Source organism: Pseudomonas paeninsulae, assembly GCF_035621475.1.
GTDB classification, from domain to species: Bacteria; Pseudomonadota; Gammaproteobacteria; order Pseudomonadales; family Pseudomonadaceae; genus Aquipseudomonas; species Aquipseudomonas paeninsulae.
The window spans coordinates 2,345,950-2,358,165 of sequence record NZ_CP141799.1 but is presented as its reverse complement, the minus strand read 5'-3'; the positions used below and the strand labels follow the sequence as shown (position 1 = coordinate 2,358,165).

The 12,216-nt window shown below is 61.3% G+C and carries 10 protein-coding genes; 6 read left to right on the top strand and 4 right to left on the bottom strand.

Translation table 11 applies throughout. The features are described 5' to 3' along the window. The first annotated feature begins 136 nt into the window (after window positions 1–136). Both VCJ09_RS10940 and VCJ09_RS10935 read left to right on the top strand, forming a co-directional pair. Window positions 137–1,993 carry a sigma-54-dependent Fis family transcriptional regulator gene (locus tag VCJ09_RS10940; RefSeq protein ID WP_324734333.1) on the top strand — a complete coding sequence of 619 codons (1,857 nt, stop codon included), beginning with the start codon at window positions 137–139 and terminating at the stop codon, window positions 1,991–1,993. 381 nt (window positions 1,994–2,374) lie between these two features. Next, window positions 2,375–3,196 carry a polysaccharide deacetylase family protein gene (locus VCJ09_RS10935; protein ID WP_407693025.1) on the top strand — a complete coding sequence of 274 codons (822 nt, stop codon included), beginning with the start codon at window positions 2,375–2,377 and terminating at the stop codon, window positions 3,194–3,196. 424 nt (window positions 3,197–3,620) lie between these two features. Here the strand turns inward: VCJ09_RS10935 and cysS are convergent, their stop codons facing one another. Next, window positions 3,621–5,003: a cysteine--tRNA ligase gene (gene cysS / locus VCJ09_RS10930; RefSeq protein ID WP_324734332.1), complete on the bottom strand. Its 1,383-nt coding sequence runs from the start codon at window positions 5,001–5,003 to the stop codon at window positions 3,621–3,623. Between the two features lie 63 nt (window positions 5,004–5,066). After that, window positions 5,067–6,731: a glutamine--tRNA ligase/YqeY domain fusion protein gene (locus tag VCJ09_RS10925; protein ID WP_324734646.1), complete on the bottom strand. Its 1,665-nt coding sequence runs from the start codon at window positions 6,729–6,731 to the stop codon at window positions 5,067–5,069. Between the two features lie 186 nt (window positions 6,732–6,917). Here VCJ09_RS10925 and VCJ09_RS10920 point away from each other — a divergent pair, with 186 nt between their 5' ends. Both VCJ09_RS10920 and lpxH read left to right on the top strand, forming a co-directional pair. After that, window positions 6,918–7,412: a peptidylprolyl isomerase gene (locus tag VCJ09_RS10920; protein ID WP_324734331.1), complete on the top strand. Its 495-nt coding sequence runs from the start codon at window positions 6,918–6,920 to the stop codon at window positions 7,410–7,412. Next, entirely contained in the window at window positions 7,409–8,131 is a 723-nt protein-coding gene (gene lpxH / locus VCJ09_RS10915) for a UDP-2,3-diacylglucosamine diphosphatase (protein ID WP_324734330.1), read from the top strand. The genes VCJ09_RS10920 and lpxH overlap by 4 nt, the downstream gene beginning before the upstream one ends. Window positions 8,132–8,148: 17 nt before the next feature. Here lpxH and VCJ09_RS10910 read toward each other — a convergent pair whose 3' ends face one another. After that, window positions 8,149–9,027, bottom strand: coding sequence for a LysR substrate-binding domain-containing protein (locus VCJ09_RS10910; protein ID WP_324734329.1), 879 nt, complete (start codon window positions 9,025–9,027; stop codon window positions 8,149–8,151). Window positions 9,028–9,153: 126 nt separating this feature from the next. Here VCJ09_RS10910 and VCJ09_RS10905 point away from each other — a divergent pair, with 126 nt between their 5' ends. Then, window positions 9,154–10,362, top strand: a complete 1,209-nt coding sequence (locus tag VCJ09_RS10905) for an MFS transporter (RefSeq protein WP_324734328.1) — start codon at window positions 9,154–9,156, stop codon at window positions 10,360–10,362. Between the two features lie 33 nt (window positions 10,363–10,395). Here VCJ09_RS10905 and miaE read toward each other — a convergent pair whose 3' ends face one another. After that, window positions 10,396–10,998: a tRNA-(ms[2]io[6]A)-hydroxylase gene (gene miaE / locus VCJ09_RS10900; protein WP_324734327.1), complete on the bottom strand. Its 603-nt coding sequence runs from the start codon at window positions 10,996–10,998 to the stop codon at window positions 10,396–10,398. Between the two features lie 177 nt (window positions 10,999–11,175). Between miaE and VCJ09_RS10895 the strand changes: the two genes are divergently transcribed. Beyond that, window positions 11,176–12,039, top strand: coding sequence for a universal stress protein (locus tag VCJ09_RS10895; RefSeq protein WP_079201836.1), 864 nt, complete (start codon window positions 11,176–11,178; stop codon window positions 12,037–12,039). The last annotated feature ends 177 nt before the right edge of the window (window positions 12,040–12,216 follow it).

Below are 12,216 nucleotides of genomic sequence, written 5' to 3'. Positions count from 1 at the left end.
TGAACAATATTGAACAGTCGATCATGAACAATTGAACAGTCGAAGCGTTGACTTTGAACAGCCATAGGCGACACTGAATGCACCTCGGCGCAGACCGAAATCCGATAAAAACAAGACCCACTGCGAGACCTTCGTTATGGCTGAAGCTGCCAGTGTCCTGCCCCACGAGACCATCATTCAGGACTCCTGGTCGCGTTGCCGCGACTTCGGCCTGACGCACCAGAGCACACCCATCTTCACTCAGCCCAGCCCCGGCGAAGTCTCTGCCCTGCTGGAAAGTCAGCACGCGCTGGTGCATACCACCCATAAAGAAGTGCTGCCCTACTACGGCAACATCCTCGCCAATTCCAATTGCCTGATCATGCTCGCCGACAATCAGGGCCAGGTGCTGCAGTCCTGGGGCGACCAGCGCTTTATCGAGCCCAGCCGCGCACCCGGTTTCGTCGCCGGGGCCAGCTGGCTGGAGCGCTACACCGGCACCAATGCCATAGGCACCGCCTTGAACTGCGCGCAACCGGTGCATATCCAGCACGATGAGCACTTCCTCAAGGTCAACCGTTTCATGACCGGCTCGGCCTCGCCGATTTTCGACGAGCAACGGCAAATGATTGCGGTACTGGACGTTTCCAGCGACAGCTACCTGCCGCCCTCCCATACCCTGGGAATGGTCAAGATGATGAGCCAGTCGGTGGAAAACCGCCTGATCCTCAACCTGTTCCAGCAGCGCTACTTTCAACTGACGTTCAACACCAGCCTGGACAACCTGGAAAGCCCCTGGGCTGGGCTACTGATCTTCGATGACCAGGGCCAGGTGGTGTCGGCCAACCGCCGCGCCGACAGCCTGCTCGGCGTCAGTCTGGCGCGGGTAAATATCGAAAGTCTGTTCGACGTGCCCCTGCTACACCTGTTCAACCAGCCCGAAGCCCTGCCCTTTTGCCTGCGCGCCGGTGGCCGTTTCCGCTTTCACGCTCAGGTCAAACGCCCGCAGCAACCTGCGCCGATCCAGGCCAGGGATTTCCGTCAGCCCAGCGAGCCTGAAGACGGCAGCAAAGGCTTTACCCTGGCCTCGATCAACCTCGGCGACCCACGCGTCGATAAAGCCGTACGCCAGGCCGAACGCCTGCTGGAAAAAGACATCCCGATTCTGGTGCATGGCGAAACCGGCGTCGGTAAGGAAGTTTTCGTCAAAGCCCTGCACCACGCCAGCTCCCGCGCCAAGCATGCGTTGATCGCGGTCAATTGCGCGGCCATTCCCGCCGAGCTGGTGGAGTCCGAACTGTTTGGCTACGAAAAAGGCGCCTTCACCGGCGCCAACCAGAAAGGCAGCGTCGGCCTGATCCGCAAGGCCCATCAAGGCACCCTGTTTCTCGATGAAATCGGCGACATGCCACTGCGGGTGCAAGCCCGCTTGCTCAGGGTATTGCAAGAACGCTGCGTGCAACCGCTAGGCAGCAGCGAACTCTACCCGGTGGACATCCGCCTGATCTCCGCAACCAACCGCTCGCTGCGCCAGGACGTCGACACCGGCCTATTCCGCCAAGACCTCTACTACCGCATCAGCGGCCTCAACCTGGAGCTGCCACCACTGCGCGAACGCACCGACAAAGCCGCCATGGTGCAACGCATCTGGGAATACCACCGCGAACCCCAGCAATGGGCCAGGCCCAGCCCTGAGGTGATGGAACTGTTCGAACGCCACCCCTGGCCGGGTAACCTGCGCCAACTCAGCAGCGTGCTGCAAATCGCCCTGGCCATGGCCGATGACCAGCCGATTCGACCGGAGCATCTACCTGATGATTTTTTTGCCGACTTGCAGGACATCGATGAGGGGACATCGGCAAGTGAGCAACCGGGGCTATTGGCCGCCTGTGATGATGACCTGGCCAGCCAGTTTCAGGCCTGCGGCGGCAATATTTCGCACCTGGCGAGGCGCTTGGGCGTGAGCCGCAATACGCTGTATAAGCGGTTGAGGGAGCAGGGACTGAAGCTTTAAAGCGCTGTCATTGATCGCCCCTTACACGGCAACGTTGTCACAGGCTCAACACCGACAGTAGGCGAGTTCTTGTGGCAAATAGTGGACAAATTGAACTGAAAATCGCCAAAGGGTGTCGATACGGGCATAGTCGCCAACAATCGAGCAGCGCCGTTTGCTCACCCTCCATCTCGCGCCGTTAGCCGGCACTTGCCGGCATCCACAGTAAAGCCCCGAACCACCCCGGCTGCTGTACCCTTCGCCCCCGGCCTTCACGAGTCAAACAACCCGATGAGTTTCCCATTGCGCCCAGCAGTCGCCGCTTTACGAGCATCGGCATCATTTTGCCGAGCCCCACGAAAGCCACGTACATGGGGCTGGGCGATAACGGCCCTGGTTCTGTTGAGTGCCTGCGTCAGCGCGCCGCCTCCCCAGCCATCACCCGAGATTGCGCCGATACGCTTTTTACTTAGCTTCGACGACGGCCCGAGTAGCAGCCTGGGGCTCAACCCGACCCGACAGATTCTCGACGCCCTGGCAGACAACCCCATCCAGCCCGGAATCAAGGCGCTGTTCTTTATCCAGACGCGCGCGCCCTACGCTGGCGGCAGCGCTCAAGGGCAGGCATTGCTGCGCCGCCAGCAGAAAGACGGTCACTTGCTGGGTTTTCACACCGCCACACCTAGGCATTCCAATCACCGTTTCCTCAGCCCGGCCGAACTGGAACAGTCGCTACGCGATGGCGTGGCCGACCTCAGCGCCGTCAGTGGCAAACCACCGCGCTTGGTCCGGCCGCCGTTCTGGAACTATAACCAGCGCACCTTTGCCGCCTACCAGGCGCATGGCCTGCATTTGCTGCTGACCGACCTGAGCGCCAACGACGGCAAGACCTGGGGCATCAACGGCAGCCTGCGCCGACGCAGCAACCTGCGCGACCAACTCGCACTGATAGCGACACAGATCCACACCGACCGCATGCCAGTGGTGGATGGGGTAATCCCGGTGGTCGTGACCTTCCATGACCTCAACACTTACACCGCGCGGCATATGCAGGAGTACCTGCAGATTCTGCTGGATGTAGCCGTAGACGTCGGGCTCGCCACTGACGCCAAACCCTTCTATGACCAGCGTACGGCCCTCGAACGCGCAGCCTTGAAGCGCACCCTGAGCGACCCGCTGCAGTACGCGCGCCTGCCTGGCGTATGGAATTGGCTATGGAACTGAGCCTGACTCCCAGTGACCTGCTGCAAGCCATTGTGATGACCTAGGCAGGGTGTGCATGCGCACGGGCAGCCCCTCCTTCGCATGTAGCAGCGTCAGCAGCTGGATCCTGCAAAAGCCTGCGTCCAGCCAGCGCCAGCGCACTGCTCTTGAGCAGCCGCAGATATTCAGGGCGTTGCTGGGTAGCGGCACGCCAGACCCATCCCCGACCAGCAAGAAACCCACACCCTCGCCAAGGTATGGGGTGTCTATCGCGCTTGCGTAGAACCCGGGCGACAAAAAGACGCTTCATTGCCCTTACCGGGAAAACCCGCTGTGATTTTCCGGAAGAAGGATGACTATCGCGTAGCTCAACCTGCGCGCCCCGCGCCATCCTGCGAAAATGAAAAAGGCCGCTCGAAAGCGGCCTGTCTAATCTGGCAAACGATTATTCCGCTAAGCGCCAGGTGGTCCCGCCCTTGCCGTCTTCCAGCACCACACCCATGGTGGCGAGCTGGTCGCGGATACGGTCGGATTCACCCCAGTTCTTCTCGGCGCGGGCTTGCAGCCGCGCGGCGATCAGCGTCTCGACCTCTGCGGCATCGACCTTGCCTGCGGCGCCGGCCTGGAGAAAAGCGTCCGGCTGCAGTTGCAGCACACCGAGCACGCCGGCCAGCTCCTTCAACCGCGCAGCCAGACCGGCAGCCGCCGGCTGATCGCTTTCGCGCAGGCGATTGATCTCACGCGCAAGTTCGAACAACACGGCGCAGGCTTCCGGGGAGTTGAAATCATCGTCCATGGCCGCACCGAAACGCTCGACGAAGGCTTCGCCGCCGGCTGCCGGCACCTCGGGCAAGCCGCGTAGTGCGTGGTAGAAACGCTCCAGAGCGCCCTTGGCTTCCTTGAGGCTGTCTTCCGAGTAGTTGATCGGACTGCGGTAGTGACTGGACACCAGCAGGTAACGAACCACTTCCGGGTGGTACTTTTCCAGCACCTCGCGAATGGTGAAGAAGTTGCCCAACGACTTGGACATCTTCTCGCCATCCACGCGCACCGCCCCGGCGTGCATCCAGGCGTTGGCGTACAGCTTGCCGGTGGCCGCCTCGCTCTGCGCGATCTCGTTCTCGTGGTGCGGGAACACCAGGTCCGGGCCGCCGCCGTGAATGTCGAAAGTCTCGCCCAGGCAGCAGGTGGACATCACCGAACACTCGATGTGCCAGCCCGGACGGCCCGCGCCCCAGGGCGACGGCCAGCTCGGTTCGCCGGGCTTGACGCCCTTCCACAGGACGAAGTCCAGCGGGTCCTGCTTGGCTTCGTCGACCTCGATGCGCGCACCGACTTTCAGGTCTTCGATCTTCTTGCGTGACAGCTTGCCGTAGCCGACGAATTTGCCGACCCGGTAATACACGTCGCCATTGCCCGGGGCATAGGCGAAGCCCTTGTCGATCAGGGTCTGGATCATCTGGTGCATGCCGGCGATATGCTCGGTGGCGCGCGGTTCCTGATCCGGGCGCAGCACGTTGAGCCGCGCTTCGTCTTCATGCATGGCGGCGATCATGCGCTCGACCAGGGCTTCGAACGGCTCGCCGCTCTCATGGGCGCGCCTGATGATCTTGTCGTCGATGTCGGTGATATTGCGCACGTAATTCACCTTATAACCGCGATGGCGCAGCCAGCGGGTGACTAGGTCGAACGCCACCATCACCCGCGCATGACCGATATGACAGAAGTCGTAAACCGTCATGCCGCACACGTACATGCGCACCTGGTTGTCCACCAGCGGTTTGAAAACGTCTTTGTTTTTGGTCAGCGTGTTGTAGATCGAGAGCATCGGGATTCCTTGGAAAACCACGGGCCAGCGCGCTGGCCCGGTTCAAATCAACGCACCTGAGCCTTAAGCCCAGGAATCGCGCAGGGTCACGGTACGGTTGAACACCGGGGCACCGGGCTTGCTGTCCTTGATGTCGGCGCAGAAGTAGCCTTCACGCTCGAACTGGAAGCGCTGCTCAGGCTGGGCCTGGGCCAGCGACGGCTCGGCACGACATCCCTTGAGTACCAGCAGCGACTCGGGATTGATGTTGTCGAGGAAGCTGCTGCCCTCTTCTGCTTTCTCCGGGGTCGGCGAGCGGAACAGGCGGTCGTACAAGCGCACTTCGCACTCGATGCTAGCAGCAGCCGGCACCCAATGGATCACGCCTTTGACCTTGCGCCCTTCGGGGTTCTTGCCCAGGGTATTTTCGTCGTAGCTGCAGCGCAGCTCGACGATATTACCCTCGGCATCCTTGATCGCCTCATCGGCGCGAATCACGTAGCTGCCACGCAGTCGGGCTTCGCCACCGGGGATCAGGCGCTTGAAACCGGCGGGCGGTACTTCTTCGAAGTCGCCGGCGTCGATATAGATCTCGCGGGCAAACGGCAGCTGACGTACACCCATGTCCTGCTTGGGATGGCGCGCCAGCTCGAGGTTTTCCACCTGACCTTCGGGGTAATTGGTGATCACTACCTTCAAGGGCCGCAATACGCACATGGCCCGCGAAGCGGAGGCATCGAGGTCTTCGCGAATAGCAAATTCGAGCATGCCGATATCCACCAAGCCGCCAGCGCGGTTGACGCCGAGCATGTCGCAGAAAGTCCGGATCGACCCCGGGGTGTAGCCGCGACGGCGGTACCCACTGAGGGTCGACATGCGCGGATCGTCCCAACCATGCACATGACCTTCATCGACCAACTGCTTGAGCCGGCGTTTGCTGGTGATGGTGTAGTTCAGGTTGAGACGGGCGAACTCGTACTGGCGCGGCTTGGCCGGCACCGGCAGGTTGTCGAGGAACCAATCGTAGAGCGGACGGTGGTCCTCGAATTCCAGGGTGCAGATCGAGTGGGTAACACCTTCGATGGCGTCCGACTGGCCATGGGTAAAGTCATAGTTCGGGTAGATGCACCACTTGTCGCCGGTCTGATGGTGATGAGCATGGCGAATGCGGTAGAGAATCGGGTCGCGCAGGTTCATGTTCGGCGAGGCCATATCGATCTTCGCGCGCAAGGCACGAGCGCCATCGGGGAACTCACCGGCCTTCATGCGGGCGAACAAATCGAGGTTTTCCTCCACCGAGCGCTCGCGGAACGGGCTGTTTTTGCCCGGCTCAGTCAGATTGCCGCGGTACTGGCGCGCCTCATCCGGCGACAGGTCACAGACGTAGGCCTTGCCGGCCTTGATCAGCTCGACGGCCCAGTCATGCAGCTGGTCGAAGTAGTTGGAGGCGTAACGCTCCTCGCCGGCCCACTGGAAGCCCAGCCACTGCAGGTCGCTCTTGATCGCGTCAATGTATTCCTGGTCTTCCTTGGCCGGGTTGGTGTCGTCGAAGCGCAGGTTGCACTCGCCGCCAAACTCCTTGGCCAGGCCGAAGTTCAGACAGATCGACTTGGCATGGCCGATATGCAGGTAGCCGTTGGGCTCCGGCGGAAAACGAGTGATGATCTTCGTATGCTTGCCGGCATCCAGATCGGCCTGGACGATGGGACGAAGAAAGTTCGAAGCGGCGACAATCTCTGGCTTGCTCATGGGGTCCTTGATCATGCAGGTTCGCGGCACAGGGTAGGCCGACTAAAACAAAGCGCTTATCATAGCCGAAGCTGTCAACCCCCTGACAGGCCCACGAGCCCGTTCTCTATCCACCGCACAGCGCTAACGCGGCGTCAGCAACGGATATTGAGCAAGCTTGTGGATTTCTCGACAGAGCGATTACCTATGATCAAGCTGCACACCAACCACGGCGTCATCACCCTCAAGCTGTTCGAAGATAAAGCGCCGGAAACCGTGGCCAACTTCAAGCAATACGTGAAGGAAGGTCATTACGACGGCACCATCTTCCACCGCGTGATCAGCAACTTTATGGTGCAAGGTGGCGGTTTCGAGCCAGGCATGAAGCAGAAAACCACCCGCGCGACCATCAAGAACGAAGCCAACAATGGCTTGCTCAACAAGATCGGCACCGTGGCCATGGCCCGCACCATGGAGCCGCATTCGGCCTCCGCGCAGTTCTTCATCAACGTCGGCGACAACAGCTTCCTCAACCACAGCGCACCAACCGTACAAGGCTGGGGCTATGCGGTATTCGCTGAAGTGGCCGAAGGCATGGACGTGGTCGAAAAGATCAAGGGTGTTGCCACCACCATGAAGTCTGGCCACCAGGACGTACCGGTCGACGATGTGATCATCGAGCGTGCCGAGATCGTTGAGTGATTCTACTGATCTCCGATCTGCATCTTGAACAGGAGCGCCCGGACATCAGCCGGGCGTTTCTGCATTTTCTAAAGAACCGCGCAAGCGAAGCCGAGGCGCTGTATATCCTTGGCGACTTCTTCGAGGTGTGGATCGGCGACGACGCCATCAGCCCCTTTCAGCGCAGCATTGCCCAAGCCCTGCGCCAACTCAGTGACAGTGGCACGCGCATCTACCTGATGCACGGCAATCGCGACTTCCTGATTGGCCAGGCCTTTTGCCGCGAGGCTGGCTGCACCCTGCTGCGCGACCCCTGCCTGGTCGAACTCGGCGGGGAGAAAGTCCTGCTGATGCACGGTGACAGCCTCTGCACCCAGGATGAGGCTTACATGCGCCTGCGCCGCTGGCTACGCAACCCGCTGTCGCTGTTTATCCTGCGCAACCTGCCGCTGGCCACCCGCCGCAAGCTGGCGCGCAAACTGCGCAATGAAAGCCGCGCGCAAACCCGCATGAAAGCCAGCGACATAGTCGATGTCACCCCGGCAGAAGTACCGCTGATCATGGCAGCCCATGGCGTGCGCACGCTGATTCACGGCCACACTCACCGCCCTGCGGTACACCCGTTGCAAGTGGCGGGGCAACCCGCCAGGCGGATTGTCCTGGGTGACTGGGACAGCCAAGGCTGGGCCTTGCAGGTCGACGACCAAAGCTGGCAGCTGGCACCCTTCTCTCTCAGCTGATCGGCGCCGCTGCGGGCTTAGCGCTGCAGCAGCGACGGCCGCTCCTGGCGTCGGTATTGCGGGCTTGCCTCAATGGTTTGCGCCAGGCGCCGAGTTGCCTCGTTGACCCGCTCAGCGACAAACAAGGTGATATCGGTGCCCGGCAATGGCGGCAACCCCTGCTCGATCACCCGCAGCCCCGACTCCAGAGTCGAGCGGGGGATGATCCCCACCCCAATACCGGCGCGCACCGCCGCCAGGACGCCAGCCCGGCTCTGGCTGATGAAGGCGACTCGGTAGGGAATCTGCGCCTCGCTCAGAACCTTGTGCGCAGAGTCGCGGTGGTAGCAACCCTCGACGAAAACCGCCAACGGCAGCGGGTCGCGCTCATGAGTCGAATGGGTCTCGCTGCACACCCAGACCAACTCGTCACGAAACAAGCGCTGGCCGCCATCCGACAAGGCCGGCATTTCCACCAGGGCCAGGTCCAACTTGCCCTCGGCCACCATCGTTGCCAGGTGATAGGGGCGGTGATCGCAGACCACTTCCAGGCTTGCCTCCGGGTAGCTCAGTACGAAGCTCTCTAGCAGCGGGACGAGGCTGCGGGTGGCGTACTGGTCATGGGTGCCGAAGCGCACCTGACCACCCACATCGGCATGCTGGAAGCTGCCGAGAATGCGGTCATGCAGGTTGAGCAACTGCTGGGCACAAGACTTCAACTGCTCCCCGGCCGGGGTCAGTCTGACGCCGTACTGACCGCGCTGCAGGAGTTCGGCCGCCACCAGGGCCTCCAGCCGAGTGAGCTGCATGCTGATGGTCGACGGCGCGCGATGCAGGCGCTGAGCCGCCGTGGTCAGATTCAGCGTCTCGGCGACCATGACGAAGGTACGCAGCAAGACAATTGGCAGGTCGCGCATGGCAGAGTTCAACCTTCTTGAAAGTAGTGATCAATATTTATCGTTTTTCCGAATTCTGGCAAGCGGATATCTTAGTCCGCATCCAGCCAGCCCCATGCGCCCCAGCGCCATCAAGGAGTTCGAATGATGCGAATGCCCACCACGTTCGGCATGAACCAGATCGTCAGCCACGGTTTCGGCATGTTCCTGTTTGCCGCCTTGATGCCGTTTATGCGCGAGTCCATCGAGATCAGTGCCTGGCAGCTGGCGACTATCGGCGCACTGACCCAATTGGCCTATCTTGGCGGCGCCATGCTCCTCGGCCTGCTCGGTCATCGCCTGGGCACCAGCCGCCTGGCCCTCATTACCGGCATGACCTCCAGCACCCTGCTGCTCACCATGTCGCAGTTGCGTGATCCCATGCTGATCACGCTTACCCTGACCTGCCTGGCTGCCAGCGCGGCGATCAGCTGGGGCTGCATCGTCGAGATCGTCAGCCGCTGCGCCCGTGCCGAGTCGCGCTCGACCTACCTGTCCTGCGCCTCCAGCGGCACAGCATGGGGCTATGCCCTCAACGGCCTGCTGATCCTTGTCGTGGTGCCACTGCTTGGCTGGCAGGCCAGCTGGCAAGTCGCCGGGCTGTTCGGCCTGCTGGTCGTGGCCCTGACCTGGCACATGCTGCGCGACCTCAAGCCGGCGCCCCTCAGTCCGACCGCCAGCGCCGGCCCGGTCGACTCGGTGATCCCCACTTCCCGGCTGTTCGCCACCATCATAGGTGAGCGCACCGCCCTGTTTGCCTGCCTGATCTGCCTGCTGGTGGGCTTCACCACCATGCCGTTTTCCTACTGGCTCAATAGCTACCTGGATGAACTCAGCATGCCGGCGGCGCTGGGCGGCTACACCTGGGCGACGGTTGGCGGCACCGGCATGGTGGCCGGCTTCCTCACCGGCAAATTGGCCGACCGCAAGGGCCATGGCACCGCGCTGATGGTGATCTTCAGCGGCTTCACCTTGGGCTTGCTGGCATTCGTCGCGGACCCGGGCAAGTTCGCCCTGGTCGCCGGCTTCGGCTATGGCCTGATGTACTTCCCAATGTGGGGCATCGTCGCCGGCTGGCTCAACCAGCACTATTCATCGACCGCGACCATGCAGATCAGCGGCATCTGCATGGTGACCTTCGGCCTGGGCGGCACCCTAGGCAACCTGCTGGCCGGTTATATCCGCGAAACAACCGGCTCGCTGCAGGACGTGTTCTTCGTGCTGACCGGTGCCTCCCTGCTACTTGTGGTCCTGGCCATCGTCATCCTGCGTGGCGACCGCCAGGCAGCGCTGACGGCGAAGCCGGCAGCCGCGTAGTCCTGCTGACTTCCGATAAAGGTGGCGCTTGCCCTAAGCGGCAGCGCCACTGTGAAAGCGAAACTCCTTGTCCGGCGTGAGTATCGCCTCGCGCTCCACCTCGGCGAAGAAAGCCACCCGCTCATCGATTGGCCCCGCCGCATAATCGCGCGCCATCTTCAGGTAACCCTGGTAATGCCGCGCCTCGGACTTGAGCAGCGAGCGATAGAACTGCCCCAGCTCCTCATCGAGATGCGGCGCCAGGCGAAAGAACCGCTCACAGGATCGCGCCTCGATAAAAGCCCCGACGATCAGGGTGTCCACCAGTTTGTGCGGTTCGCTGGTGCGCATATGCTTGTGCAAGCGCTGGGCATACAGGGCGGCACTGACCGGTCGATAGGCAATGCCGCGCTTCTTCATCAATGCTGCGACCTGCTCGAAATGCCGCAACTCTTCACGGGCCAAACGCGACAGGTTGTGCTGCAAATCGGCCTTCTCGATATAGCGGAAAAGCAGCGTCAGCGCGGTAGATGCGGCCTTCTTCTCGCAATTGGCGTGATCTATCAGCATCACGTCCTGATTCTGCAAGGCTTGGGCAATCCAGGCATCGGGGGTTGGGCACAACAGGAAGGCTTCGATTTCTGGTAACAGTTGCATAGGCTCACGACAGTGGGTGGTGGTAACCGGCGAATCTGGCCGGCCATTATACGAATGAAGCGGCGCGCGACCAGCCGGTCAGTTGATACCGGTCAACAACACAGCACTGTTGCTGCATCTATGCTGTGCCTATAGTTAATTGTTACGAGTCACAACCCACTTCGGACGGAGACGAACATGCAAGCCATTCGCAACATTTTAGTCGTCATGGAACCAGAGCGACCCGAAGGCTTGGCACTCAAGCGGGCCAAATTGATTGCTGGCGTGACGCAATCGCACCTGCACTTGCTGGTCTGCGGCAAGAAGCATGACCACTCGACTTATCTCAGTGACCTGTGCGCCACGCTCGATAAAGAGGGATACACCACCTCCAGCCAGCAGGCTTGGCATGAAAACCTGCACCAGACCATCATCAGCGTGCAGCAGGCCGAAGGGTGCGGCCTGGTGATCAAGCAGCACTTCCCCGACAACCCGCTGAAAAAAGCCCTGCTCACTCCAGACGACTGGAAACTGCTGCGTTATTGCCCGGCCCCGGTGCTGATGGTGAAAACCGACAAATCCTGGACTGGCGGCACCATACTCGCGGCTGTCGATGTCGGTAACGCCGACGGTGAACACCGTACCCTGCACAACAGCATCATCAACTACGGCTACGACATTGCCGCGCTGGCCAAGGCCAGCCTGCATGTAATCAGCGCCCATCCTGCGCCGATGCTGTCGGCCGCAGACCCGACCTTCCAGCTGAAAGAGACCATCGAGGCGCGTTATCGCGAGCAGTGCAAAGCCTTCCAGGCCGAATACGACATTGCCGAGGAACGCCTGCATATCGCCGAAGGCCCGGCCGATGCGCTTATTCCGCAAATCGCTCATCAACTGAATGCCGCCGTGACCGTGATCGGCACAGTGGCGCGCACCGGACTGTCCGGGGCGCTGATCGGCAACACTGCCGAGGTGATCCTCGACGCGCTGGATTGTGACGTCCTAGTGCTTAAGCCCGACGACATCATCGCCCACCTGGAAGAACTGGTGGCACAGCACTGACCCCCACCACCCAAGCCGCCTGCAGGCGGCTTGTAGCCTGCCGCCCACCTGCGCGAGTGCAACGGCAATAGCACCGCTTGGCGGCGGCCCTACAACCAGCCGACATACGGCAAGGAAAAAGTGCTGAGTATCTACCATGCTGCTTAGGTTGCACTCAGGCTCGCAGTACCTCCCACA

What these genes read in the sequence shown, in the direction of transcription:
- VCJ09_RS10940 (WP_324734333.1), top strand. Translation starts at nt 137, where the DNA reads ATGGCTGAAGCTGCCAGTGTCCTGCCCCACGAGACCATCATTCAGGAC.
- cysS (WP_324734332.1), bottom strand. Translation starts at nt 5,003, where the DNA reads ATGCTCTCGATCTACAACACGCTGACCAAAAACAAAGACGTTTTCAAA.
- VCJ09_RS10925 (WP_324734646.1), bottom strand. Translation starts at nt 6,731, where the DNA reads ATGAGCAAGCCAGAGATTGTCGCCGCTTCGAACTTTCTTCGTCCCATC.
- VCJ09_RS10920 (WP_324734331.1), top strand. Translation starts at nt 6,918, where the DNA reads ATGATCAAGCTGCACACCAACCACGGCGTCATCACCCTCAAGCTGTTC.
- VCJ09_RS10910 (WP_324734329.1), bottom strand. Translation starts at nt 9,027, where the DNA reads ATGCGCGACCTGCCAATTGTCTTGCTGCGTACCTTCGTCATGGTCGCC.
- VCJ09_RS10905 (WP_324734328.1), top strand. Translation starts at nt 9,154, where the DNA reads ATGCGAATGCCCACCACGTTCGGCATGAACCAGATCGTCAGCCACGGT.
- miaE (WP_324734327.1), bottom strand. Translation starts at nt 10,998, where the DNA reads ATGCAACTGTTACCAGAAATCGAAGCCTTCCTGTTGTGCCCAACCCCC.
- VCJ09_RS10895 (WP_079201836.1), top strand. Translation starts at nt 11,176, where the DNA reads ATGCAAGCCATTCGCAACATTTTAGTCGTCATGGAACCAGAGCGACCC.